Origin of the sequence: Novosphingobium pentaromativorans US6-1, from assembly GCF_000767465.1 — a bacterium.
Taxonomy (GTDB): Bacteria; Pseudomonadota; Alphaproteobacteria; order Sphingomonadales; family Sphingomonadaceae; genus Novosphingobium; species Novosphingobium pentaromativorans.
Window position 1 is genome coordinate 253,732 of sequence record NZ_CP009291.1, and the last position, 23,667, is coordinate 277,398.

Below are 23,667 nucleotides of genomic sequence, written 5' to 3' on the forward strand. Positions count from 1 at the left end.
ACGTTCATGAAACTCCTCTTGGCCCCTGGGCATTCCATCGGTCCAGGCAGGCGCAACCTGCCGTTGAAGAAGAATTGGAGTTACACATGAAGAAGATCCTTGTTTGTCTCGCCGCCGGCAGTGCCATCGCATCGGTTCCGGCCATGGCGCAGGACGTCGGTCCGGCCGAGCCCTTCGAGGGTTTCCACGTCGAAGGGCTCGCAGGCTATGACGTGAGCAAGGCCGGCAGCAGCATCGACGACGATTCCTCCATCGACAACGACCAGTCGATCGACGGCTTTCTCTATGGCGTGGGCGCCGGTTACGACTTCAAGATGGGCAACGTGGTTGTCGGTCCCGAAGCCGAAGTAACCTGGTCGACCGCCAAGACCAAGTTCGACAACGGCGACTTCGAAGGCTTCGGCATCGGCAACGTGAAGACCAACCGCGACCTCTACCTTGGTGCGCGCCTGGGCTACGTGGTGTCGCCCTCGACCATGGTCTATGCCAAGGGCGGCTACACCAACGCCAAGTTCGACGTTCGCAACGGCGACGGCACGGTCGTGACCAACCGTGATATCGATGCGGACGGCTGGCGTATCGGTGCGGGCATCGAGCAGGCGGTCAGCAACAACGTCTTCGCCAAGCTCGAGTACCGCTATTCGAACTACGAGAAGGGTGAGCTGGACTACACCGGCGACATCCCCGACGGTCAGCGTTTCGACCTCGACCTCGATCGTCACCAGGTCGTTGCGGGCGTCGGCGTCCGCTTCTGATCCTGCCCCGGGTTTGGAGAGAGGAGGGCGGGGGCGTCATGCTCCCGCCCTTTTTCCTGCCGGATCAGCGCAGCTGTGCGCAGCCGATCAGGGCTGCATCCATGGCAGAGGCGGCGCCGGCGAGCGGCCAGCTGTTGCCGAAGCGTCCGCCTTGGGCCCCTTGCGCACTGACGGACATCTTCGTGGCGGACCGCATCGCGGCTATGATCGCGGCATTGTCATTTTCGTCGCGCGGCCAGGCATCGCCGCCGCCGCCGATGAGGGCATAGCGCTTACCCCCGATACTCAGCGAAATGCGCGGGTTTTGCGCCATCTTGCGTGACAGCCGGAAGTGCAGCTGGTTGCGCGCGCCGCGGCGGGGCCAGGTGCCCACAGCGACATAGGGCTGATAATCGCGCCGCAATGCGCTCGGCTCGGCAATGGCGATTGCATAGCAGCGCGGCACCACCGGATCGCGAAAGGCGCCCCAGGTGCCGTAAAGCCCAAGGCTCTCTCGCGCCGAAGCTGAGCCCCCGCAGACGGCGAGCGTGGCGGCAATCAGGAGCGAGAAGACCGGACGAAGCGAATGAGGCATCGTCGGTGCTATAGGCTGACCGATGGGGCGAGGGAAAGTCCTCGGACGCACGGGCGCTCGATCGTGACCCCCGGGCAGGGCGGGGCGCGGATCGAAGCCTTGGCATGCCACCGGGGCTACCAGGGCTCGAGGGCGAATTCGCCCCGCTGGTATTCCCCGATGCGCCGGGCGGTCGCGGGTGAAATGTCCGGCGGCAGGGCATCGGGCGAAAACCAGCCGATTTCGCGCACCTCGTTGGGGTCGGCGATGCGAGCGGCCTGCTCGGTGTGCACGGCCAAGATGACGACGTGATCGTCCTTGTGCTCGCGCGTATTGTGATAGATGCCGACCACGCGTTCCACAATGAGGTCGCTGAGGGCGATTTCCTCGACCAGTTCCCGGCGCAGCGCGACTTCGAAACTCTCGCCCTTCTTTGCGCCGCCACCCGGCAGGTGCCAGAAGTTGCCGTAGGTGTGGCGGACAAGCAGGAGCTGCCCGGAGCCGTTCCACACGATCGCCCGCACGCCCAGGGTTCGCGGCTTGAACAGGCGCCAGTACACCCGCGCGGCCTTGCCGATTATCCTGTGACGTAGAGCCATGCCGACCTCCGGCCTGCGCCGATTGCGATACTAGGGATACTCGATGGAGATCACTTCCCATTCCTTCTCGCCGGACGGGAGGGGCACGGTCTTGAGATCGCCGATCGCCGCACCGCGCAAGGCACGCGAGAGCGGGGCGCTCCAGCCGATCCGGCCGGTACTGGCGTCCTGCTCGTCGTCGCCGACGATGGTGATGGTCTTGTGGCTGTCGTCCTCGTCCGCAATCGTGACGGTGGCGCCGAAGAAAACCCTGTCGCGCTCGGTCTGGCGTGAGGGATCGACCACCCGCAGCTTTTTCATGCGGCGCGCAAGGTGGCCCAGTTCGCGGTCGATTTCGCGCATGCGCTTGCGGCCGTAGAGGTAATCGCCGTTCTCCGAACGATCCCCGTTGCCCGCCGCCCACGAAACGATCTCGACGATCTCTGGCCGCTCGGTGCCGAGCAGGTGGTCATAGCGCGCGCGCAGCGCGGCCATTCCGGCAGGGGTGATCGGTGGTCCGGCAGGTTGCATAGACCGCTATCCTTAAGCGAGGAACCGGGCCCAGGCCAAGCCTGCCGCCACACTTGTGAACCGCCGGGCACGGACCCGAGCGTGCGGGTCAGCCCGGCTTGCGCTTGCCCATCAGGTGGCTGAGCGGGGTCTGTCCCTTGTAGGGGGACTTTGCCGGATAGATCGTTTCGTAGACCACGGCATTTTCCAGCACGCGCTGGATGTAGTTCTTGGTCTCGTAGATCGGGATCTGCTCGATCCAGTCGATCCAGTCGATCGAGCCGGTGCGCGGATCGCCATTGGCGCGCAGCCACTTGTTCACGTTGCCGGGCCCGGCATTGTAGGCCCCCACGGCCAGCGGGGTCGAGCCGCCGTAGTAGTCCATCATGCGCGCAAAATAGCCGTCGCCCAGGCGAATGTTGTAGCTGGGATCGCTGGTGAGCGAGGTCGGGTCGTAGCTCAGGCCCATCTTGCCGGCCTGTTCGCGCGCCGTGCCTGGCATGAGCTGCATGAGCCCACGCGCGCCGGCATGGCTCACGGCGTTCTGCGCGAACTGGCTTTCCTGCCGGGTGAGGGCGTGGACCATGGTCCAGTCTGTGCCCGGCGGATTGGGGATCAGTGGGAAGGCGATTTCGCCGAACTCGCCGAAGCCGTCGGCATGGGCGCTCTGCCCGAGGATGACGGCAAGGTCGCGCCGCCCGATTTCCTGGGCAAGCTCGGCGACGAGAACGTGGTCGGACGCCGTCTGCGCGGCATCCGAGATCTCGCGGAAGAACTGAACCGTGGTGCGCCAGTCACCGTCGCGCGCGACATCGCGCACGGCATCGGTGATCGGCTTTTTCATGAAGGCTTCGCGTTCGGCCTTGGTCGGGACGATGTGCGGCATCGTGTCGAGGTCGGGCAGGGGGCGGCCAAGCCGTTCGAGCGAAAGCTGACCGTAGAAATACTGCGGATAGGCGGCGGCCATCTCGAAATAGCGGTTGGCTCCGGCGGTATCGCCTGCCTTGGCCATGGCGCGCCCGGCCCAGTAGAAGCCCTTGGACCGCGTGCCCGGGGTCTGCGCCGCAGCGCCGTACCGGTAGAACAGCGGCGCCGCGCGGCGCGGATTGCCCAGATCCCAAAGCGCCTTGGTGCCGCCCAGCCAGACGAGCGAGGTGTAATCGTCCCTCAGGCGATAGGAGAGCTGGCTGATGTCGGTGCCAGGGGCAAACGCGTCATCGATCGATTCGGCGATCTTCACCGCGCTTTCGGTGCCGGCCCCGCGCGCAGCGACCAGCAGTTCCTTTACCCATTTTTCCGGTTCGGGAACGGGTTCGGACAGCGGCGGGCGATTGGCCAGCAGGTTGATTTCCGAAGACATGCCGCCCGATTTGCGCGCCTGAACCGCCCGGTTGTAGACGTATCCGGGGTCGCGGCCGATGTTCGGGGGCAGGGTCAGGCCCAGGCTGCCCGGAGCCGAACCCTGGAGAAGGGACAGCCGTTCCATGAAGGCATTGCGGTTGGCCGAGGACACGAACGAGACCTGACGTTCCGCCTGCGATGTTTCTCCCTGCCAGAGCAGTTCGTTCATCCGTGCATCGTGGTCGGCCGGGGTCAGGACGTTGCGGTAGAGCGTGAGCAGGCTCGTCTCGTCCATCGGATCGAGGGAGCCGGCGCGCCAGGCGGCGACGGCCTTTTCCCTGGCATCGGGACGGCGCAACCCGGCAAGCGCGGTGGCATAGCGTCCCGCACCCTTGCTGGTGAGCGGGGGGAAGCGATCGAAGAAGGCGGCGACCGAGCGCGGATCGGGCGAATCGCGCAGCACCGCCTGCTCTGCAAACCGGCGAATCTTCTCTTCCTGCGGGTAGCCAGGATAGGTCAGCAGGAAGCTGGAATACGTCGAGAAGCCGAGGTTGCCGTTGGCGACAAGGACCTTCCAGTTATCGATCGACTGGTGCACGCGCATGTCGTGATTCTGCATCGACCGCGCCCGCGCCAGGTCCCATTCGCGGCCATCGACACCCTTTTCCTGAGCCATCGCGGGAACGCTCATGAGCGCGGTCGAGGCAAGCAAGATGAGGGGAGATATTCGCTGCATGCTGGACATTTTGGGAAAAGGCTCCTTATCAGGCGCTGAACACGAAGTCCGTGCATCAGGTTCCCGGGATTCCGGGGCCGATTGCCGGACGATCAATGAACGTCAGTTGGGGTAAAGTCCATGTTCTCGGGGTCCATTCCTGCTCTTGTCACACCGTTTCGCGACGGGGCGTTCGACGAGCAGGCTTTCCGTCGCCTGGTCGACTGGCAGATCGAGTGCGGCTCCTCCGCGCTCGTGCCCTGTGGGACGACGGGCGAGAATTCGACGCTTTCCAACGCCGAGCACCACCGCGTCATCGAGGTCTGCATCGAGCAGGCGGCCGGGCGCGTGCCGATCATTGCCGGCTGCGGCAGCAACGATACGATGAATGCGCTTCTCCACATGAATTTTTCGAAGAAGTGCGGAGCCGCTGCCGCACTGGTGGTTGCGCCCTACTACAACAAGCCGAGCCAGGAGGGCCTGCTCGCCCATTTCAGCTATCTGGCTGAAAATGCTGAGCTGCCGATCGTGCTCTACAATGTGCCCGGACGCACCGTGACTGACCTTCGCCCCGAGACGGTGTGCGAACTGGCGCGCCGTTTCCCGGATACCTTCATCGGTATCAAGGATGCGAGCGGGGACCTCAGCCGCGTGACAGATCACCGCCGCGGTATCGGCAAAGACTTCGTGCAGCTTTGCGGCGACGACGAACTGGCACTGCCGTTCAATGCGGCGGGCGGCGTCGGCTGCATTTCGGTGACGGCGAACGTCGCGCCCAAGCTCTGTGCCGAGTTCCAGGCCGCCTGCGCGGCCAACGACCTCGAGGAATCGCGCCGCCTCAACGACCTGCTCTATCCGCTGCACTATGCCATGTTCGAGGACAGCTCGCCGGGCCCGTGCAAGTACGCGCTGGCGCAGGTCCATGACTGGATCGAGAACGAACTGCGCCTGCCGCTCGTACCCTGCAGCGACAAGGCCCGCGCCGCGGTCGACGAAGCGCTGGTCCACGCCGGCCTGCTCTGACCCTTACCGTCCGGCGATCCGCTCGGTTCGGCGGACGGTCGTCAATCTGCCGGGTTGTGCTCCTGCACGAAGCGCATGGCGGCGCTCAGCATCTCCTTGCGGGTTTCGCTGTAGCGCGCTGCTGTGCGGGCCTTTCGGGACCTGTACTGAAGGCGCCGGGGAATTCGGCACAAGCGCGCTGCAATTCGTCCCGAAGGGGCGTTTCCTTTTCGCTTTTGAATCCCTACATGGCCCACCGACATGGCACGCCCGCAGCACAAGACATTCGACAAGAAGAAGAGCGTCGCGGAAAACCGCAAGGCCCGCTTCGACTATCACATTGAAGACACTTTCGAGGCTGGCATCGCGCTGACCGGCACGGAGGTGAAATCGCTGCGTTTCGGCGAGGGATCGATCGGCGAATCCTATGCCGAGATCAAGAACGGCGAATGCTGGCTGGTGAACTCCAACGTGCCCGAGTTCAGCCACGGGAATCGCTACAATCATGTGCCCAAGCGGCCGCGCAAGCTGCTGCTGCACGAGCGGGAGATCGCGCGCCTGCAAGGTGCGGTCGAGCGCAAGGGCATGACGCTGGTGCCGCTGTCGATCTACTTCAACAGCCGGGGGCGGGCGAAAGTCGAACTCGCGCTTGCCAAGGGCAAGAACGCCGCGGACAAGCGGCACACGATCAAGGAACGCGACTGGAAGCGCGAGCAGGGCAGGATCTTGCGGGACCACGGATGAGCGCGCTGCTGACCCGCCTGTCAGCCTGGCTCCATCGCCAGATGCCCACGCACGAGCAACTCGAGGCGAATCGGCTTACCGCTCCCATCTCGCGGCGACGCGAATTGTTCCGCTTTACCCGCCGCTCGGTCCCGCGCGGTGTTGCCGTCGGAATGTTCGTGGGCATCTTCGCGCTGATCCCCGGCGTGCAGATCGTAGGCGCTGCGTTGATGTGCGTACCGGTTCGCGGCAACATTCCGCTGGCTGCCGCGGTTACCTTCATCAGCAATCCGTTCACGACGATCCTGATCATTCTGCCGCTGGCCGTAGCAATCGGAAACAGTTTCGGCTTTCACGCCGATGTCGAAACCGTCAACGCCATGGTCCGTTCAGGTGCGGGCGTGCACCAATGGTGGTCGTGGCTGCTTTCGGATACTGCGCCCGCCATCGTTATCGGATTGTTTGTGCAATCGGTGGTAGCGTCCGTCGTTAGCTATTTTGTCACTGTATGGTTCTGGCGTTTCTGGATAGGGCGCAAGCATCGTGCAAGGCTCAGGCGTTCTGGTCGGGATTTCGATTCGTGAGTGGCATTTTCCGTCGCATCTCCACTTCGCTGCACCGGCGCATGCCGTCGCGGGAGGATTTCGAGCGCAATCGCTGGATCGCGCCGATCGCCCACCGCGTGCTCAGCCCGGAACTGTGGCGCTATACCCGCCGCTCGGTGCCGCGCGGGGTGGCGCTTGGGCTTTTCGCCGGTTTCATCGTCCCTGTCGGGCAGATCTTCCTTGCCGCGTTCCTCGCGCTTCCAGCGCGCGCCAATGTGTCGATCGCCGCGCTCGTTACCTTCGTGACCAATCCTTTCACCTTGCCGTTCTGGGTGGTGGTCGCCAATCGGGTGGGTCGCTTCTTCCTGCATGTCGATCCCACGGGAGTGGCGTCCGCGGTCGGCAGCGGCATGGACCACAGCGGCTGGGATACGCTCATCTGGTTCGCCCAGTCCGCGGGGTTCGCTGCCGTCGGCTTCATCGTGCTTGCAATTGTCGCTTCCGCGCTCGGCTATGTTCTTTCCGGCCTGATCTGGCGCAGCTGGATCGGTCGCAAGCACCGTGCGCGCCGCCTTCGCCACGCCCAGGCCCGTGCCGAGCGCGAGGCCCGCGCGCGCGAGGCCGGTGCGTCGCTTGAGGCGGCTGCGTGAAGCTGATCGACGAGGCCATGCGTCAGGGTCGCCAGACCGACTTCCTGGTGGTCGGCCTCGCGATGGCTTTCAGCGTGTTGCTGGTCGGTCTCGCCACTCAGGATTCGCTCGCCACTTCCGTCTATCTCGGCGCGATCGTTGCCTTGGCGGGGCTGGCCTGGTTGATCGTTCGCAACCGGCCTCAGGAGGCCGAGGCCGAGTTCGCCCAGCCTGACTGGTCGGTAACGGTCGCCGCGATCGACCGGCCGGACATGGCCATTGCCGTGACCGATCGCGCCGGACGGCTGACTTGCGCCAATGCCAGCTTCGAGGCGTGGTTCGGCACCGGTTATGCGCCGCCGCGCCTTCCGCTCGACGAACTTTCGCTTGAACGTCTTGCCGATTCCAGCCGCGCAGCCTGGCGCGACGGCGCCGCTTCCGCCGATGTGGCTGCCGGTCCCGAGTATCCCGGCGGAGCGCGGCAATGGCGGATCGAAGTGCGCCGTTCCGGTCGCGGTGACGACTTTCTTGTCTGGCGCATCGCTCCGGTCAGTTCGGTGGACCTCATCGGCGATATCGTGACCCAGCTTGACGGCAAGCTTGGCAAGGGCCTCGCCCGTGCCGGGATCGGCGCTGCCCTGGTCGAACCGGACGGCATGATCCGCGCCGCCAGCAAGGGTTTCGCGCTGCGCGCTGCCGGCGACGAGGCAATCGATCTCACCGGCGAGGATTTCGTCTCGCTGCTCAGCCAGGAGGAAGGCGAGCGCATCGGCTGGGCGCGCGACAATGGCCGCGGCAGCCCGCTGGTCCTCTATCATGTGCCGGTCGCCGATCCGGACTCGCCGGTCGAGCCCGACCCCAACACGACCCCTTCGCTGATGTTGGTGATGGAGGCCGGACAGGGGATCGGCGCAGCGGGCGGCGGCGGGAATTCCGCGCCGCATCTGGAAGCCCTGCTCAGCCAGTTGCCTCTCGGCCTCGCCATGGCCGACCGTGACGGGCACCTCCTGTTCGCCAACCCCGCCTTCATGCGCGCGGCCGGACGCGAGGGGCAGGATCCGCCGACTTATCCCACCGACCTCGTCGTTCGCGAGGACAAGCGCGCGCTGTCCGAATCGATTCGCCGTTTCGCGCAAGGGCCCGCTGCCGCCGGCGACATCGCGATTCGCCTGACTGCGCAGCCCGACGATCCGGTCTCGCTCAGCCTTGCAGGTGTGCGTGGGCTGGGTGAGCCCGCGGTCCTGCTTGGCCTGACCGACACTTCGGAGGAAACCCGGCTCAAGCGGCAGGTCGCCCAGGCCACGAAGATGCAGGCGGTCGGCCAGTTGGCCGGCGGCGTCGCGCATGATTTCAACAATGTGCTGACCGCGATCCTGGGAACCTGCGACCTCATGCTGATGCGCCATACGCCGGGCGATTCGGACTATGACGACATCCAGCAGATCCGGGCCAATTCGAACCGTGCCGCATCGCTGACCCGCCAGCTGCTCGCCTTCTCGCGCCAGCAGACGCTGCGGCCCGAAGTGCTGCAGCTGCCCGACGTCGTTGCCGATGTGTCGCAGATGCTGCGCCGCCTGATCGGTGAGAAGATCGAGCTGGTCGTTTCGCACGACCGCGATCTCGGACCGGTGCGCGCAGACCCGACCCAGCTCGAGCAGGTCATCGTCAACCTCGCGGTCAACGCGCGCGATGCGATGCAATCGTCCAGCGCGAAGAAGGGCGGTGACGGCTCGGGCGTCCTCACCCTCGCGACGCGCAAGGTGACCACGACCGACGTGCGCGCGATGCGCAGCGAGATCATCCCGGCGGGTGAGTACACCGCGCTCATCGTCGAGGATACCGGTGGCGGCATCGCGCCCGAGCATCTGGGCAAGATCTTCGAGCCGTTCTTCACCACCAAGGAGCAGGGCAAGGGCACCGGGCTGGGGCTCTCGACCGTTTACGGCATCGTCAAGCAGTCGGGCGGCTTCATCTTCGCCGAGAGCGAAGTGGGCAAGGGCACGCGCTTCATCGTTTACCTGCCGGTCTATCACGTTGCTCCGGGCACGACGCCGACTCTGTCGGTCAAGGAAGAGGCGCCTGTGCTGAGCCAGTGGGCCGGCGGCGGGCGCATCCTTCTGGTCGAGGACGAGGACCCCGTGCGCATGGTCGCCGAGCGCTCGCTCACGCGGCAGGGCTACGAAGTCACCAGCGCCCGCGACGGGGAAGAGGGGCTCGCGCTCGTGGAAGAGGGCGGCCAGTTCGATATCGTCGTTTCCGACGTCGTCATGCCTTCGCTCGACGGCCCGGCCATGGCGCGCGAAATCCGCAGGCTGCAGCCGAACCTGCCGGTACTGTTCATGTCGGGTTATGCCGAGGAACAGCTGCGCAAGGAGATCGGCCTGTCGAATGCCTGGTTCATGCCCAAGCCGTTCTCGGTCCAGCAGCTTTCCGAAAAAGTGGGCGAGGTCCTCGCGCGCACGGCCAAGTAAGGCCCGGCGCTTCCTAACGCCTTGATTTCCGGCCCGCAGTCCGCGCTGCGGTCCGGCGCCTTTTCGCGCTGCCTGCGCCTGCCTCAATTAAATTTTGGAAAACTCCCGTTGTTCTCCTCTTGTTCACGGAGAACAAACGCGATACATCGGGGTCCGCGACGTTGACCTTTCCGGTCAGGCCGGTAGCAAAGGGGAAGTGAAATGGCTGCTCAGCTCAAGCTGATCCAGGAAGGCAAGGATAAGGACTCCATGGACCGTCAGAAGGCGCTCGACGCAGCGCTCGCCCAGATCGATCGCGCGTTCGGCAAGGGCAGCGCGATGAAGCTCGGCTCGAAGGAGACGATGCAGGTCGAAGCGATCTCGACCGGCTCGCTCGGGCTGGATATCGCGCTTGGAGTCGGCGGACTTCCCAAGGGCCGCGTGATCGAAGTCTACGGGCCGGAAAGCTCGGGCAAGACCACGCTGGCACTGCATGTCATCGCCGAAGCGCAGAAGGCCGGCGGTACCGCTGCCTTCATCGATGCCGAGCACGCGCTCGATCCGGTCTATGCCAAGAAGCTGGGCGTCGACATCGACGAGCTGATCGTCTCGCAGCCCGACACCGGCGAACAGGCGCTCGAAATCACCGATACGCTGGTGCGCTCGAACGCGATCGACGTGCTGGTGGTCGACTCGGTCGCCGCGCTCGTTCCCCGGGCGGAGATCGAAGGTGAGATGGGCGACAGCCACGTCGGCCTCCAGGCCCGCCTGATGAGCCAGTCGCTGCGCAAGCTGACCGGCTCGATCAACCGTTCCAAGTGCATGGTGATCTTCATCAACCAGCTGCGCATGAAGATCGGCGTCATGTACGGCAACCCGGAGACCACCACCGGCGGTAACGCGCTCAAGTTCTATGCCTCGGTCCGTCTCGACATTCGCCGCACCGGGCAGATCAAGGACCGTGATGAAATCATCGGCAACGCAACCCGCGTGAAGGTGGTCAAGAACAAGGTCGCGCCGCCGTTCAAGCAGGTCGAATTCGACATCATGTACGGAGAGGGTATCTCCAAGATCGGCGAGATTCTCGACCTCGGCGTCAAGGCCGGCATCGTCGAGAAGTCGGGCGCCTGGTTCTCCTACGATTCGATCCGCATCGGCCAGGGGCGTGAGAACTCGAAGAACTACCTGCGCGAAAATCCCGAGGTCTGCGAACGTCTCGAAAAGGCGATCCGCGCCAAGACCGAAGGGCTGGCCGAGGAAATGATGGCAGGCCCCTCGGACGAGGATGGCGCCGAATAAGTCTTCCGCCCCTTTGCAGGAACAGGAACCCCGGTGCGTTGCGCCGGGGTTTTTGCTTGGGGGAGGCGCGGTGCGCGAAGGCCTGCGCGACCGGCAAAGCTACCTCCGGCGTAGCCGATTTGCCGCATATCTGCGGATTATCGCAAAAACCGAACAGTCTGACGGTGCCTTATAGCTTGTCGGTTTCGCGCCTGTGCCTTATCGGCCCGAATTATGCAGACGACCAACGAAATCCGCCGGTCCTTCCTCGACTATTTCGCCAGTAATGGTCACGAGGCCGTCCAGTCCGCGCCGCTCGTTCCCTACAACGACCCGACGCTGATGTTCGTGAACGCCGGCATGGTGCCGTTCAAGAACGTGTTCACCGGCCTCGAGACCCGCGCCACCCCGCGCGCGACGTCCTCTCAGAAGTGCGTACGCGCCGGCGGCAAGCACAATGACCTCGACAATGTCGGCTATACCGCGCGCCATCACACTTTCTTCGAAATGCTGGGGAATTTCTCCTTCGGCGATTACTTCAAGGAACAGGCGATCACCCACGCCTGGACCCTGCTGACAAAGGAATGGGCACTTCCGGTCGAGAAGCTGCTGGTGACGGTCTATCACACCGACGACGAGGCCTTCGACCTGTGGAAGAAGATCGCCGGCCTGCCTGAATCGAAGATCATCCGCATTCCCACCAAGGACAATTTCTGGGCGATGGGCGACGATGGCCCGTGCGGTCCGTGCTCGGAAATCTTCTACGACCACGGCGACCACATCTGGGGCGGCCCTCCGGGAAGCCCCGAGGAAGACGGCGACCGCTTCATCGAGATCTGGAACCTCGTGTTCATGCAGTTCGAGCAGGCCGCGGGCGAAATCGTCGGCGATCTGCCCAAGCCCTCGATCGACACCGGCATGGGGCTCGAGCGTATCTCTGCAGTCATGCAGGGCGTCCATGACAATTACGACATCGACACCTTCAAGGCGCTGATCGCCGCTTCCGAGCACCTCACCGGCGTGGCCGCCGAAGGCGACAGCCGCGCGAGCCACCGGGTCATTGCCGATCACTTGCGCTCGACCAGCTTCCTGCTTGCAGACGGCGTGCTGCCGTCGAATGAAGGCCGCGGCTATGTCCTGCGCCGCATCATGCGCCGCGCCATGCGCCACGCGCACCTGCTGGGCGCCAAGGACCCGCTGATGCACCGCCTCGTGCCGGCGCTCGTCGCCGAGATGGGCCAGGCGTACCCCGAGCTCGGCCGCGCGCAGCCGCTCATCGAAGAGACGCTGGAACGCGAGGAAGTGCAGTTCCGCCGGACCCTGTCGAACGGCCTCAAGCTGCTCGACGAAGCCACCGCCGAAATGGGCGAGGGTGCCCGCCTGCCCGGTGAGACCGCGTTCAAGCTCTACGACACTTACGGCTTCCCTTATGACCTGACCGAAGACGCCCTGCGTTCGCGCGGCATCAGCGTCGACAAGGATGGCTTCGACGCCGCCATGGCGCAGCAGAAGGCCGCTGCCCGTGCGGCCTGGAAGGGGTCGGGACAGACCGCCGACAACGAAGTCTGGTTCGACATCGCCGAGCGCGAGGGTGCGACCGAATTCACCGGCTATACTTCGACTTCGGGCGAAGGCCGCGTCGTGGCGCTGGTGAAGGACGGCAAGGAAGTCGAAACCGCTTCGGCCGGCGATGAAGTCATCGTCCTGACCAACCAGACCCCGTTCTACGGCGAATCGGGCGGACAGGTCGGCGATGCAGGCACGATCACCGGTCCCGGCGGCCTTGCCATCGCGATTGTCGAGACCGCCAAGCCGCTTGGCCGCCTGCACACCATGACCGGCAAGGTCGAGGCCGGGCTGATCAAGGTCGGCGAGACGGTGAACCTCGTCGTCGACGTTGTGCGCCGCGATGCGATCCGCGCCAACCACTCGGCCACCCACCTGCTGCACGCCGCCCTGCGCAACCGCCTGGGCGATCACGTTACGCAGAAGGGCTCGATGGTGGCGAGCGACCGCCTGCGCTTCGACTTCTCGCATCCCAAGGCGCTCGAGGCCGAGGACATCGCTGCGATCGAGGCTGAAGTGAACGCCGAGATCCGCGCCAACGATCCGGTCATGACCCGCCTGATGACACCCGACGATGCCATCGCTGCGGGCGCCATGGCGCTGTTCGGCGAGAAGTACGGCGACGAGGTGCGCGTCTTGTCGATGGGCCGCAGCAATGGCGGCAAGACTTACTCTGTCGAGCTGTGCGGCGGCACCCACGTCAACGCAACCGGCGACATCGGCGTGTTTCGCATCGTATCGGAAAGCGCCGTCTCCTCCGGCGTGCGCCGTATCGAGGCGCTGACCGGCGAGGGCGCGCGCCAGTGGCTGGTTGGCCGCGAGGAGGCGCTGAAGAATGCCGCCGGTATTCTGCGCACTACCCCCGAAGACGTCGAAGCCCGCGTCGCGGCCCTGCTCGATGAGCGCAAGAAGCTCGAGCGTGAACTGGCCGAGGCCAAGAAGGCGCTGGCGCTCGGTGGCGGCGGCGCTGCCGCGGCCGGTCCGGCCGACGAGGAAGTCGATGGCGTGAAGTTCTCGGGACAAGTCCTCGAGGGCCTCGATCCCAAGGAACTGCGCGGACTGCTCGACCAGGCCAAGCAGCGCCTCGGATCCGGCGTGGCGGCGATCGTGGCGGTCAACGAGGGCAAGGCATCCATCGCCGTGGCCGTGACCGACGATCTCAAGGACAAGGCCAGCGCGGTGGATCTCGTGCGCAAGGGCGTCGAGGCGCTCGGCGGCAAGGGCGGCGGCGGTCGTCCGGACATGGCGCAGGGCGGCGGTCCCGACGGTTCGAAGGGCGCCGATGCCATCGCTGCGGTAAAGGCGGCCCTCGCCGGCTGATCGGCCGGATGTAATGGAGATGTCGGCAATGGATCCGGGGCGCAATGACATCGGCCGGATCGTTGCCGAGATCGCCGAGGAAATGCGTGGCCACGCGCATCGCGGTAAAGTGGCGGACTACATTCCGCCGCTCGCCTGCGTGCCGGTCGAGAAATTCGGTCTGGCCGTGGTCATGGCCGACGGCACCGTCCACTGCGCGGGCGATTGCGACGAGCCGTTCTCGATCCAGTCGATTTCCAAGGTCTTCGCGCTCACTCTCGTGCTGGGCGCGGTGGGCGACCAGTTGTGGAAGCGGGTAGGGCGCGAGCCGTCGGGATCGGCTTTCAACTCGATCGTCCAGCTCGAGACCGAACACGGCATCCCGCGCAATCCTTTCATCAATGCCGGGGCAATCGTCGTGTGCGATGTCCTGCTCGGAGGGCTGCAGCCGCGCGAGGCGATTGGCCAGATGCTGCGCTTCGTGCGCGAACTGGCGGGCGACGACACCATCGCCATCGACGAGACGGTTGCCCGCGCCGAACAGGAGACCGGCTTTCGCAACATGGCGCTGGCCAACTACATGCGCGCATTCGGCAATATCCATGCGCCGGTCGACCTGGTGCTGGGCACCTACTTCCACTTCTGCGCGCTGGCCATGAGCTGCCGCCAGCTTGCCCTTGCCGGGCGGTTCCTGATGGCCGATGGACGCAATCCGGTGAGCGGCTTCAGCGTCGTCACCCCGCGCCGGGCGCGGCGCATCAATGCGCTGATGATGTCCTGTGGGCACTACGACAATTCAGGTGACTTCGCCTATCGCATCGGCCTGCCGGGCAAATCGGGCGTCGGTGGCGGCATACTTGCGGTCGTGCCGGGAATCGCCAGCATCGCCGTTTGGTCGCCGGGGCTGAACCGCAGCGGCAATTCGCATCTGGGGCAACTCGCGCTCGAACGGCTCGTGCAGAAGACCGGGTGGTCCGTGTTCGAGCCGCGCGTCGGCAGTCAGGCGTGAAGGCTGTCCTCGAGCGATGAGGACTTGAGCGCGGGCTTCTCGGAAAGTCCGCCCTGTTCCATGATGCTTTCGCGAAACTCGTCGCGCTTTTCGTGGATCGAGGCGATGACCGGTCCCATGGCAACGCCGGTTTCGATCAGCACCGCTTCCGACAACTGCAGCGAGCTTTCCAGCGTTTCCGGCACGGCATGGGTTGCACCGGCGCGGTAGAGCTGAGCTGCGTGCTCGGGATCGCGGGCGCGGACCAGCACCGGCAGATCCGGGAATTGCTGGCGCAGCTTGCGCACCATGCGCTGGGCCGTGACCGGCTCGTCCATGGTCAGGATCACCGCGTTGGCCTGATCGGCACCGAGCCGCATCAGGGCATCGCCGCGTCCGGCGTCGCCGAAGGACACGGTATAGCCCAGCCGCCTGCCCTGGCTGACGAGGTCGGTGTCCGAATCGATGGCGATATACGGCTTGTTGTGTGTGGCGAGCATATCCGCCACGAGCCGCCCGACGCGCCCGAAGCCGACGATTACGGTGTGCGGCTCGCCGGTATGCTCGGGCGGCTGGTGAAGCGGTTCGCCGGCATCGACGCGCCGCGCCATCATGCGCCCGAACAATGAGAGCAGCGGCGTGACGGTCAGGCCGATGGCGGTGACGATCTGCCAGAACATCGCCGTACCGGGCTGTATCAACTGCGCAGATCCGGCCGCGGTGAGCACGATGAGCGTGGTTTCCGAAGGACTCGACATGAGGATGCCGGTCTCGGTCGAAGTGCCGCGCCTGGCCCCCATCATGCGCAGAAGCAGCCCGGTCACGACGGCCTTGAGCAGGATGACGCCGACCGTGGCGACGAGGATCGAGCCGAGGTTCTCCCAGATCACTTGCAGGTCGATGCTCATGCCGATGGTGATCAGGAAGACACCCAGCGCGAGCCCCTTGAACGGTTCGGTGATCTGCTCGACCTCGGAATGGTATTCGGTTTCGGCGATCAGCAGGCCTGCCACGAGGGCCCCGACGATCGGCGAGAGGCCGGCGGCGGCGGTCGCCAGCGAGGCGAGGATGACGACCAGCAGACTGGCGGCCAGGAACAGCTCCGGGCTCTTGGTACGCGCCGCTTGGGCGAAGAGCGGCGGCAGCAGGTAGCGCCCGAAGACGAGCAGGGCGAGGAGGACGACTGTGCCCCAGATCAGCGTGTTGATGAGGTTGCCCATCCCGTCCGCTGCGGCATGGGGCGCCAGCGCGCCGAGCAGGAAGATGATCGGAACGAGGGCGATGTCCTCGAACAGGAGCATGGAGAGCGCGGCGCGCCCGACCGGCGTCGTCGTGTTGGTGATCTTGAGGACGAGCGCGGTCGAGGACAAGGCGAGGGCAAGGCCCAGCGCCAGCGCGCCGGTGAAGTTCTGGCCGATGGCCGAGAGGATGAAGGTCAGCGAACCGCCGATCACGATCAGTTCGAGCGAGCCAAGCCCGAAGACGAGCCTGCGCATTTCCCACAGGCGGCCGAACGAAAGCTCCAGCCCGATGGAAAACAGCAGGAGGATGATGCCGAACTCGGCGAAGACCTCCAGCCCGCCAGGGTCGGTTATGGTAATGTAGGACAGCCAGGGATGGTCGAAGACGTGGCGGCCCAAGCCGAAAGGTCCGACCAGCACGCCGACCAGGATGAAGCCGATCACCGGCGTGATGCGAAAGCGCGAGAATACCGGGATGACGATGCCGGCTGCACCGAGAATGACGAGAGCGTCGGAAAGAACGGGTGAGTAGAGTTCGCTGGAGCCGGCCATGTGCCGGTCACTATGGCAGGCGAAGCGAATTTGTCACCTTCGAAGCTGCATTTTCGGGCCATTTGCGCTGGCAGGGCAGGGGCTTGCAGGCGCGAGGTACGACAGGGGCGGTGACGCGGACGACTGGGCATACCCGCGTAACTTCACTTGGCGTTCAGCAAAGCGCTGGTTATAGACCCCGCCATGTTCGAACGCTCGCGTCTGAAGACCGCCCTGCTTGCCGCCGCCACTGGCGCGATTGTCCTCACTGCCGGTTGCGCCGGTCGCGGGGGGGCAAACAAGGATACCGCCTACGTCGCACGCGACGTCGACACGCTCTATGCAGCGGCCAAGCAGCGCCTAGACACGGGCCGCACCAAGCAGGCCGCCGCGTTGTTCGACGAAGTGGAGCGCCAGCATCCCTATTCGCCCTGGGCCCGCCGCGCCCAGCTGATGAGCGCCTTCAGCTATTATGCCGCGCGCGACTACAACAAGGCGATCCAGTCGGCGCAGCGCTTCCTGTCGATCCACCCGGGCAACAAGGACGCGCCTTACGCCTATTACCTGATCGCCATCTGCTATTACGAGCAGATCAGCGACGTGACCCGCGACCAGCGCACGACCGAGCAGGCGAAGCAGGCGCTGACCGATATCACGCGCCGCTATCCGACCACGCCCTACGCGGCGGACGCCAAGCTCAAGCTGGACCTTGTCAACGATCACCTCGCCGGCAAGGAAATGACCATCGGTCGCGCTTACGAGCGTCGCGGCAAGTGGCTGGCGGCAACGCTGCGCTTCCGCAACGTGGTCGACAACTTCCAGACCACCAGCCACGCGCCCGAAGCTCTGTTCCGCCTCGTTGAGGGATATCTCTCGATGGGCGTTCCCGAGGAGGCGCAGAAGGCCGCGGCGGTGCTGGAGGCGAACTATCCGGGCAGCAAGTGGTACGACCGCGCCTACAAGCTGATGACGCGTTACGCTCCGGAGAACGTCGCAGCCTGAACGGTGCGGGCCGTCCTATAGGGGATGGGTTTTCTCTACCAGGCAGGTTGACATGATACTGTGCCCCCGCGCAGTGTCCTCCCATGCTGTCGCAGAAAACCCGTTACACGATCCGCGCCCTGCAACATCTGGCTGACAACTACCTGAAGGGCTGCGTGCGTCTCGACGAGATTGCAACGGCGCAGAACATCCCGCGCAAGTTCCTGACGGTGATTCTCTCCGAGCTGGCGCGCGACGGCATCGTTATCTCCCACAGGGGGCGCTCGGGCGGGTATGAGCTGGCGCTGCCGCCGGTCGACATCCGCTATGGCGACATCATCCGCATTACCCGCGGCAGTCTCGCGCTCGTGCCTTGCGCCAGCCGCAATGCGCACGAGACCTGCGCCAATTGCCTGCCCGAGGCTGAATGCCGCCTTCGCGGCCTGATGCTGACCTTGCGGGACGAAACCGCCAACATGCTCGACCGCCTGACCCTGGCCGACCCGATCGATCCCGAGCCGCCGGTCCTCGCCGAGCCTGAATACTGATTTCCGCTTGCCTCGGGCCGTTGCGCTTCGCGCACAGTTGGGGGAAACTGGCAGGCAAGGGGCGCAATCGCGGGTGACGCGCGAAAAAGACTTCGCTAGAACGCTTCGCGAACATGCTGACCCGGCTTTCCATCCGCAATATCGTATTGATCGAGGCGCTGGATCTCGATTTCGCCGGAGGGCTTGGCGTCCTCACCGGTGAAACCGGGGCGGGCAAGTCGATTCTGCTCGATGCGCTGGGCCTGGTGATCGGCAACCGAGCCGACAGCGGGCTGGTGAGGGCGGGCGAGCCGAAGGCCAGCGTGACTGCCAGCTTCGAATTTTCAGCACTTCCGCCTGCCGTCCATGCGGTGCTCGAGGATGCCGAGATCGATGTCGAGCCGGGCGAACCGCTGATCCTGAAGCGCCAGCTCAAGGCGGACGGCGGCTCGAAGGCCTTCCTCAACGACCAGCCGGTGAGCGTCGCGCTGCTGCGCGAAATCGCGCCGGCGCTGGTCGAGATTCACGGCCAGCATGACGATCGCGGTCTCGTCAATCCGCGTGGACACCGTGAACTGCTGGATCGCTTTGCAGGCGGAGACGTCGCCGGCGTCGAGGCGGCTTGGAAGGACTGGCGCAAGGCCCAGGATACGCTTGACGAAGCGCGGGCCCGGGTCGCCAAGGCGGCCGAGGACCAGGACCTGCTGGTCGCGCACCTTGCCGAACTCGACGGGCTTGCGCCGGAAGAGGGCGAAGAGGAACAGCTCGCCCACGCCCGCGCCGACATGCAGAAAGGCGAGAAGCTCTCCGAGGACCTCTCGGCACTGCAGCACTTGTGGGAGGGATCCGATTCGGCGCTCGCCAGCATGCGCGGCGCGGCGCGGCGGCTCGACCGCATCGCTGGTGAGCACGAATTGCTGGCCGAGGCTCTGGCGGCGCTGGACCGCGCGGTGATCGAGGCGAGCGAGGCGGAAGAAAAGCTCGAGCGCGCTGCCGAGGCGCTGGCCTTCGATCCGGCCGAGCTGGACCGGATCGAGACGCGCCTGTTCGATCTGCGTGCCGCGGCCCGCAAACACGGTTGCCAGGTCGATGACCTGCCCGGTCGCATGGCGCAAATGCGCGAGGATCTGGCGGCCATCGAGGGCGGCGAGGAGCAGGTTGCGGGGCTTGAAAGGGCAGCGGGCAAGGCCGCGCTTGCCTACCATCAGGCGGCGAGCGCCCTGCACGACCTGCGCCGGGCGGCGGCCAAGCGGCTCGATGTGGCCGTGGCGTCGGAACTGGCCCCGCTCAAGCTCGATGCGGCGCGCTTCCAGACCTCCGTGGCGAAACTGCCCGAGGAGCGCTGGGGGCCGCAGGGCATGGACGCGGTCGAGTTCCTGATCAGCACCAACCCCGGCGCCGATTTCGCGCCGCTCGCCAAGATTGCCTCGGGCGGCGAGCTTTCGCGCTTCATCCTCGCGCTGAAGGTCGCGCTGGCCGAAGAGGGCGGGGCATCGACGGTGATCTTCGACGAGATCGACCGGGGTGTGGGCGGCGCGGTTGCCTCGGCGATCGGCGATCGCCTGGCGCGGCTCGCCAGCGACGGGCAGCTGCTGGCGGTCACGCACAGCCCGCAGGTCGCGGCACGCGGGCGGCGGCACTACATGATCGCCAAGTCCAGCGAAGGCACGGTCACGCGCACCTCTGTCACCCTGCTGGGCGATGGCGACCGCAAGGAAGAGATCGCCCGCATGCTTTCCGGCGCGGAAGTGACGGACGAGGCACGGGCCCAGGCCGACAGGCTGCTCGAAGGCGTCTAAGCTGTACTGCGGCGAGCAGCGCCGAGCCTGCGCGCCGGGATCAAGGAGCGGATGTAGCCTCTTCGCCCCGCTGGTTGAGCACGATCAACAGCAGGACGTAGGACGCGCCGAAAATCCACGAGCTGTAGAACGGATCGCGCCCGGCTTCGATCTGCCACATCTGGTACCCGGCCCCGGCCAGCGCCTGGAACAGTCCCCACCAGTTGGCGACCGCGCAGGCAATGCCGATCTTGGCTATGCGCACGCCGCCGGCAAAGGCCGTAGCGTCCTTGCGGCCCGCGATCATCTGCGCTCCGGCCCACAGCAGGAGCACGCCTGCCGCGGCCTCCAGCGCGAACACGACGATCATGGCAACCACCACCAGCGCGGGTGGCGGCACCGGCAGCAATGTCACCGGATAGGCCTTCTGGTCGGCATGGCTGGTCACGTAAGTGAAGAAGGCCTGTGCAGCTTCGATATTGGCAATGTTGTGCACGACATAGAGCAGTGCCATGGCACCGAGAATGAGCGCGAAAAGCGCTTTGAGGAGCCTGTCGATCATGGCTATCTCCCTGTTGCCCGCCCGCAGGTTAACATGGGCCGGGACGAATAAGGAAACGGACCGCCAAGTGGCATCTGACAGCGAATCGATCACCGAAGCCGAAGCCGCCAACGAACTGATGCGCCTTGCGCGCCAGATCAATCGCGCCAACCGCCTCTATCATGCCGAGGATGCACCGGAGATTCCCGACGCCGAGTACGACGCCCTCGTGCGCCGCAATGCGGAACTGGAAGCGGCCTTTCCCCATCTTGTGAGAGCGGACAGTCCGTCGAACCAGGTCGGTCACGAAGTCGCGGCCTCGCCCCTGTCCAAAGTTCGTCATGAGGTTCGCATGATGAGCCTCGACAACGCCTTCACCGACGAGGAAGTGGGCGAATTCGTCACGCGCGTGCGACGTTTTCTCTCGCTCTCGGCGGATGAGCCGGTGGTCATGACCGCCGAGGACAAGATCGACGGTCTGTCCTGCTCGCTGCGTTACGAGAACGGCAAGCTGGTCCGCGCGGCGACGCGCGGCGACGGACAGGTGGGCGAAGACGTCACCGCCAATGTCGCCCACATCCCGGACATCGTGCAGGAGTTGCAGGGCGAAGGCGTACCCGAGGTCTTCGAGGTGCGCGGCGAAGTCTACATGGAAAAGGCCGCCTTCCTCGCACTCAACCAGGCTCTGATGGAGGATGCGCGCAAGGCTGCCGAAGCCAGGGGCGAGACGCTCGACGAAAGCAAGGTTCGCCAGTTCGCGAACCCGCGCAATGCCGCCGCCGGTTCATTGCGCCAGAAGGACGCCAGCGTCACAGCCCGGCGTCACTTGCGCTTCTGGGCGCATGGCTGGGGTGCTGCCAGCGAAGTGCCGGGCGAAAGCCAGCATGAGGTCGTGCGCAGGATCGAGGCCTGGGGCCTGCCGGTCTCTCCCCAGTTCCGTCAGTGCCGCTCGCTCGACGAAATGCTGGCTGCCTACCGCGAGATCCGTGACGGTCGCCCCGACCTGCCGTTCGAGATCGACGGCGTCGTCTACAAGGTCGATCGGCTCGATTGGCAGCAGCGCCTTGGTTTCGTGGCGAAGGCGCCGCGCTGGGCCATGGCGCACAAGTTTCCCGCCGAGCGGGCCGAAACGACGCTGGAATCGATCGACATTCAGGTCGGCCGCACCGGGAAGCTGACGCCGGTCGGGCGGTTGAAGCCCGTGCTGGTCGGCGGCGTCACCGTCACCAACGTCACGCTGCACAACCGCGACGAGATCGCGCGCCTTGGCGTGCGGCCGGGCGATACGGTGGTGCTGCAGCGGGCAGGGGACGTCATCCCGCAGGTTGTCGAGAACCTCACCCGCGAGGCCGAGCGCGCGCCTTTCGAGTTCCCCGATCATTGCCCCGAATGCGGCTCGGAAGCCGTGGCAGAAGAAGGCGAAGTCGACGTGCGGTGCACCGGCGGCCTGATCTGTCCAGCCCAGCGCACCGAGCGCCTCAAGCATTTCGTGAGCCGCGCCGCGCTCGACATCGAGGGGCTGGGCGAAAAGACCATCGACGAATTCTTCGCCAAGGGCTGGCTGGAAAGCCCTGCGGATATCTTCCGTCTCAAGGACCGCAGGGACGAGATCCTCGCGCTTGAGGGATGGAAGGACAAGTCTGTGGAAAACCTGTTGAGTGCTGTGGAAAGCAAGCGCGCTCCCGATGCCGCGCGGCTGCTTTTCGGGCTCGGCATACGCCATGTCGGCGCAGTCACTGCGCGCGACCTGATGAAGCGGTTCGAGACCCTGCCGGCCCTGCGCGCCATTGCCGAGAACGCGCATGTGAAGGACGGCGAGGAACAGGCCGCCCAAGCTTCGGAAGCCTATGCCGAACTCACGTCCATCGACGGGATCGGACCGGCCGTGGTCGAGGCGCTGGGCGACTTCTTCCACGAGGAGCACAACCGCGAGGTCTGGGACGACCTGCTCTCGCTGGTGTCGCCGCCGCCCTACGTCGTGGAGACGAGGGACAGCGCGGTTGCAGGCAAGACGGTGGTTTTCACCGGCAAGCTGGAAACGATGAGCCGCGATGAGGCCAAGGCCCAGGCCGAGCGTCTGGGAGCCAAGGCATCAGGATCGGTTTCGCCGAAGACCGATCTGGTCGTGGCCGGGCCGGGAGCCGGGTCCAAGCTGAAGAAGGCGGCGGACCTGGGAATCGAGGTGATCGACGAGGCGCAATGGGCGGAAATCGTGAAGGCTGCCGGCTGAACACGCATCAGCCGCCCGTGCCCCGGTGATTTCCGCCCATCGGCCGCTCCATGACTGGGTCGGGTCAGGAGCGGCGGCTCTGCCTTTCGTGAATCTGGCGATAGTGCTGAACACGCGTCGCACGGAGTCCGGGCATGCCTTCGCGTTCTATCGCACGTTGCCACGAGGCCAATTCCTCGAGGGTCAGGCCGTAGCGTTCGCAAGCCTCGGTTGCCGACAGCAGCCCGCCATTGACGGCTGCGACGACTTCCGCCTTGCGCCTCACGACCCAGCGCGACGTATTCGCTGGAGGCAGATTCTCTCGCTTGAGAGCTTCACCCAGGGGCCCGACGACCGTCTCAGGACGGGTCCGTTCAGATTGCAGCATGTGATGCCTTTCGAGCTAGTTAGTACCAGCCCCCCTTGGCCTCAGATTCTTGGCTCAAAGTGTTAATGACCGCTCACTTGAAATGGTTAATTTCATCTTAGGGAACGAACTCCAAGAGTTTGAGTAACTTGGGTAATCTTCCAGAGTGTGAGCGGCTGATCGTTTACTTTTGCTTCACATTTCTTAACCTCTCGGTCCCGGTGCCGAATGGATGTGCAAACCTCTGAATTCGTGCGGATTGCTCCCAGGAGGCGAGGGCCAAAGGAAGCGGGCGCGTTCCTCGCCGGGGCCGCTGCCGGGCCGCCGCAGACGCTGAAAACGCGGCTTCGAAGGGCCTGGAATGACTTTTTGGCGCGGTTATCGGGACGACCTGCGCGAAGAGTGCGATGGGCCGTTGCCAGGGGCTTTCCGTTGGACGCCCGAAACCTTTCGCGCAGAAGTGCCAAGGCGCGCTGCCGTTGCCGCAGCGGTCCTTTGCCAGATCGGGAATCGATGGGGGACGAGGCCCGATGCGCGGCACAGTATTAAGCCGCGCATCG

Annotated in this window: 20 protein-coding genes; 13 read left to right on the forward strand and 7 right to left on the reverse strand. The window is 65.2% G+C overall.

Features of this window, described 5'->3' with window-relative positions; translation table 11 throughout:
* The first annotated feature begins 86 nt into the window (after window positions 1–86).
* Window positions 87–755 carry an outer membrane protein gene (locus JI59_RS01075; RefSeq protein WP_007014739.1) on the forward strand — a complete coding sequence of 223 codons (669 nt, stop codon included), beginning with the start codon at window positions 87–89 and terminating at the stop codon, window positions 753–755.
* 64 nt (window positions 756–819) lie between these two features.
* On the opposite strand, the gene JI59_RS01080 is transcribed toward JI59_RS01075, so the two are convergent.
* From JI59_RS01080 to JI59_RS01095, 4 genes are all read right to left on the reverse strand, one after another.
* Window positions 820–1,329 (reverse strand): hypothetical protein, encoded by a 510-nt coding sequence (locus JI59_RS01080; RefSeq protein WP_007014741.1) that lies wholly within the window; start codon window positions 1,327–1,329, stop codon window positions 820–822.
* A gap of 116 nt (window positions 1,330–1,445) precedes the next feature.
* Window positions 1,446–1,907, reverse strand: coding sequence for an NUDIX domain-containing protein (locus JI59_RS01085; RefSeq protein WP_038575342.1), 462 nt, complete (start codon window positions 1,905–1,907; stop codon window positions 1,446–1,448).
* A gap of 30 nt (window positions 1,908–1,937) precedes the next feature.
* Window positions 1,938–2,417 carry a transcription elongation factor GreB gene (gene greB / locus JI59_RS01090; protein ID WP_007014742.1) on the reverse strand — a complete coding sequence of 160 codons (480 nt, stop codon included), beginning with the start codon at window positions 2,415–2,417 and terminating at the stop codon, window positions 1,938–1,940.
* Between the two features lie 88 nt (window positions 2,418–2,505).
* Window positions 2,506–4,428 carry a lytic transglycosylase domain-containing protein gene (locus JI59_RS01095; protein ID WP_420845478.1) on the reverse strand — a complete coding sequence of 641 codons (1,923 nt, stop codon included), beginning with the start codon at window positions 4,426–4,428 and terminating at the stop codon, window positions 2,506–2,508.
* 165 nt (window positions 4,429–4,593) lie between these two features.
* Here JI59_RS01095 and dapA point away from each other — a divergent pair, with 165 nt between their 5' ends.
* From dapA to JI59_RS01135, 8 genes are all read left to right on the forward strand, one after another.
* Window positions 4,594–5,475 carry a 4-hydroxy-tetrahydrodipicolinate synthase gene (gene dapA, locus JI59_RS01100; protein WP_007014744.1) on the forward strand — a complete coding sequence of 294 codons (882 nt, stop codon included), beginning with the start codon at window positions 4,594–4,596 and terminating at the stop codon, window positions 5,473–5,475.
* A gap of 240 nt (window positions 5,476–5,715) precedes the next feature.
* Window positions 5,716–6,198 carry an SsrA-binding protein SmpB gene (gene smpB / locus JI59_RS01105; protein ID WP_007014746.1) on the forward strand — a complete coding sequence of 161 codons (483 nt, stop codon included), beginning with the start codon at window positions 5,716–5,718 and terminating at the stop codon, window positions 6,196–6,198.
* Window positions 6,195–6,761 carry a DUF2062 domain-containing protein gene (locus JI59_RS01110; RefSeq protein WP_007014747.1) on the forward strand — a complete coding sequence of 189 codons (567 nt, stop codon included), beginning with the start codon at window positions 6,195–6,197 and terminating at the stop codon, window positions 6,759–6,761. Before smpB ends, JI59_RS01110 begins: the two co-directional genes overlap by 4 nt.
* Before the next feature lie 41 nt (window positions 6,762–6,802).
* The gene (locus tag JI59_RS01115) at window positions 6,803–7,372 is read left to right on the forward strand and encodes a DUF2062 domain-containing protein (RefSeq protein ID WP_038576749.1); all 570 of its coding nucleotides are present in this window, start codon (window positions 6,803–6,805) and stop codon (window positions 7,370–7,372) included.
* Window positions 7,373–7,389: 17 nt separating this feature from the next.
* Window positions 7,390–9,822 (forward strand): hybrid sensor histidine kinase/response regulator, encoded by a 2,433-nt coding sequence (locus JI59_RS01120; RefSeq protein ID WP_038576751.1) that lies wholly within the window; start codon window positions 7,390–7,392, stop codon window positions 9,820–9,822.
* 201 nt (window positions 9,823–10,023) lie between these two features.
* Window positions 10,024–11,100, forward strand: a complete 1,077-nt coding sequence (recA, locus tag JI59_RS01125) for a recombinase RecA (RefSeq protein WP_007014750.1) — start codon at window positions 10,024–10,026, stop codon at window positions 11,098–11,100.
* Between the two features lie 213 nt (window positions 11,101–11,313).
* Window positions 11,314–13,965 (forward strand): alanine--tRNA ligase, encoded by a 2,652-nt coding sequence (gene alaS / locus JI59_RS01130; RefSeq protein WP_007014751.1) that lies wholly within the window; start codon window positions 11,314–11,316, stop codon window positions 13,963–13,965.
* Between the two features lie 28 nt (window positions 13,966–13,993).
* The gene (locus JI59_RS01135) at window positions 13,994–14,953 is read left to right on the forward strand and encodes a glutaminase (RefSeq protein ID WP_085997516.1); all 960 of its coding nucleotides are present in this window, start codon (window positions 13,994–13,996) and stop codon (window positions 14,951–14,953) included.
* On the opposite strand, the gene JI59_RS01140 is transcribed toward JI59_RS01135, so the two are convergent.
* Window positions 14,944–16,725: a cation:proton antiporter domain-containing protein gene (locus tag JI59_RS01140; RefSeq protein WP_007014753.1), complete on the reverse strand. Its 1,782-nt coding sequence runs from the start codon at window positions 16,723–16,725 to the stop codon at window positions 14,944–14,946. The genes JI59_RS01135 and JI59_RS01140 overlap by 10 nt on opposite strands.
* Window positions 16,726–16,908: 183 nt before the next feature.
* Here JI59_RS01140 and JI59_RS01145 point away from each other — a divergent pair, with 183 nt between their 5' ends.
* The 3 genes from JI59_RS01145 to recN all read left to right on the forward strand — a co-directional run bounded on the left by JI59_RS01145 (window position 16,909) and on the right by recN (window position 20,011).
* On the forward strand, window positions 16,909–17,706 hold the full coding sequence (locus JI59_RS01145) for an outer membrane protein assembly factor BamD (protein ID WP_007014754.1): 798 nt from the start codon (window positions 16,909–16,911) through the stop codon (window positions 17,704–17,706).
* Window positions 17,707–17,789: 83 nt separating this feature from the next.
* A complete protein-coding gene (locus JI59_RS01150; RefSeq protein WP_007014755.1) occupies window positions 17,790–18,233 on the forward strand; it encodes an RrF2 family transcriptional regulator in 444 nt (147 codons plus the stop codon).
* Between the two features lie 113 nt (window positions 18,234–18,346).
* Window positions 18,347–20,011, forward strand: a complete 1,665-nt coding sequence (gene recN, locus JI59_RS01155) for a DNA repair protein RecN (protein ID WP_007014756.1) — start codon at window positions 18,347–18,349, stop codon at window positions 20,009–20,011.
* Between the two features lie 40 nt (window positions 20,012–20,051).
* On the opposite strand, the gene JI59_RS01160 is transcribed toward recN, so the two are convergent.
* Entirely contained in the window at window positions 20,052–20,552 is a 501-nt protein-coding gene (locus JI59_RS01160) for a DUF2165 family protein (RefSeq protein WP_007014757.1), read from the reverse strand.
* Between the two features lie 118 nt (window positions 20,553–20,670).
* Between JI59_RS01160 and ligA the strand changes: the two genes are divergently transcribed.
* Window positions 20,671–22,761, forward strand: coding sequence for an NAD-dependent DNA ligase LigA (gene ligA, locus JI59_RS01165; protein WP_052117930.1), 2,091 nt, complete (start codon window positions 20,671–20,673; stop codon window positions 22,759–22,761).
* Window positions 22,762–22,825: 64 nt separating this feature from the next.
* Here ligA and sciP read toward each other — a convergent pair whose 3' ends face one another.
* Entirely contained in the window at window positions 22,826–23,128 is a 303-nt protein-coding gene (sciP, locus tag JI59_RS01170; protein WP_013834041.1) for a CtrA inhibitor SciP, read from the reverse strand.
* Between the last annotated feature and the right edge of the window lie 539 nt (window positions 23,129–23,667).

Bases quoted from the DNA above. Each gene is read 5' to 3' on its own strand.
- JI59_RS01075 (WP_007014739.1), top strand. From the start codon at position 87: ATGAAGAAGATCCTTGTTTGTCTCGCCGCCGGCAGTGCCATCGCATCG.
- JI59_RS01080 (WP_007014741.1), bottom strand. From the start codon at position 1,329: ATGCCTCATTCGCTTCGTCCGGTCTTCTCGCTCCTGATTGCCGCCACG.
- JI59_RS01085 (WP_038575342.1), bottom strand. From the start codon at position 1,907: ATGGCTCTACGTCACAGGATAATCGGCAAGGCCGCGCGGGTGTACTGG.
- greB (WP_007014742.1), bottom strand. From the start codon at position 2,417: ATGCAACCTGCCGGACCACCGATCACCCCTGCCGGAATGGCCGCGCTG.
- JI59_RS01095 (WP_420845478.1), bottom strand. From the start codon at position 4,428: ATGAGCGTTCCCGCGATGGCTCAGGAAAAGGGTGTCGATGGCCGCGAA.
- dapA (WP_007014744.1), top strand. From the start codon at position 4,594: ATGTTCTCGGGGTCCATTCCTGCTCTTGTCACACCGTTTCGCGACGGG.
- smpB (WP_007014746.1), top strand. From the start codon at position 5,716: ATGGCACGCCCGCAGCACAAGACATTCGACAAGAAGAAGAGCGTCGCG.
- JI59_RS01110 (WP_007014747.1), top strand. From the start codon at position 6,195: ATGAGCGCGCTGCTGACCCGCCTGTCAGCCTGGCTCCATCGCCAGATG.
- JI59_RS01115 (WP_038576749.1), top strand. From the start codon at position 6,803: ATGCCGTCGCGGGAGGATTTCGAGCGCAATCGCTGGATCGCGCCGATC.
- JI59_RS01120 (WP_038576751.1), top strand. From the start codon at position 7,390: ATGCGTCAGGGTCGCCAGACCGACTTCCTGGTGGTCGGCCTCGCGATG.
- recA (WP_007014750.1), top strand. From the start codon at position 10,024: ATGGCTGCTCAGCTCAAGCTGATCCAGGAAGGCAAGGATAAGGACTCC.
- alaS (WP_007014751.1), top strand. From the start codon at position 11,314: ATGCAGACGACCAACGAAATCCGCCGGTCCTTCCTCGACTATTTCGCC.
- JI59_RS01135 (WP_085997516.1), top strand. From the start codon at position 13,994: ATGGATCCGGGGCGCAATGACATCGGCCGGATCGTTGCCGAGATCGCC.
- JI59_RS01140 (WP_007014753.1), bottom strand. From the start codon at position 16,725: ATGGCCGGCTCCAGCGAACTCTACTCACCCGTTCTTTCCGACGCTCTC.
- JI59_RS01145 (WP_007014754.1), top strand. From the start codon at position 16,909: ATGTTCGAACGCTCGCGTCTGAAGACCGCCCTGCTTGCCGCCGCCACT.
- JI59_RS01150 (WP_007014755.1), top strand. From the start codon at position 17,790: ATGCTGTCGCAGAAAACCCGTTACACGATCCGCGCCCTGCAACATCTG.
- recN (WP_007014756.1), top strand. From the start codon at position 18,347: ATGCTGACCCGGCTTTCCATCCGCAATATCGTATTGATCGAGGCGCTG.
- JI59_RS01160 (WP_007014757.1), bottom strand. From the start codon at position 20,552: ATGATCGACAGGCTCCTCAAAGCGCTTTTCGCGCTCATTCTCGGTGCC.
- ligA (WP_052117930.1), top strand. From the start codon at position 20,671: ATGCGCCTTGCGCGCCAGATCAATCGCGCCAACCGCCTCTATCATGCC.
- sciP (WP_013834041.1), bottom strand. From the start codon at position 23,128: ATGCTGCAATCTGAACGGACCCGTCCTGAGACGGTCGTCGGGCCCCTG.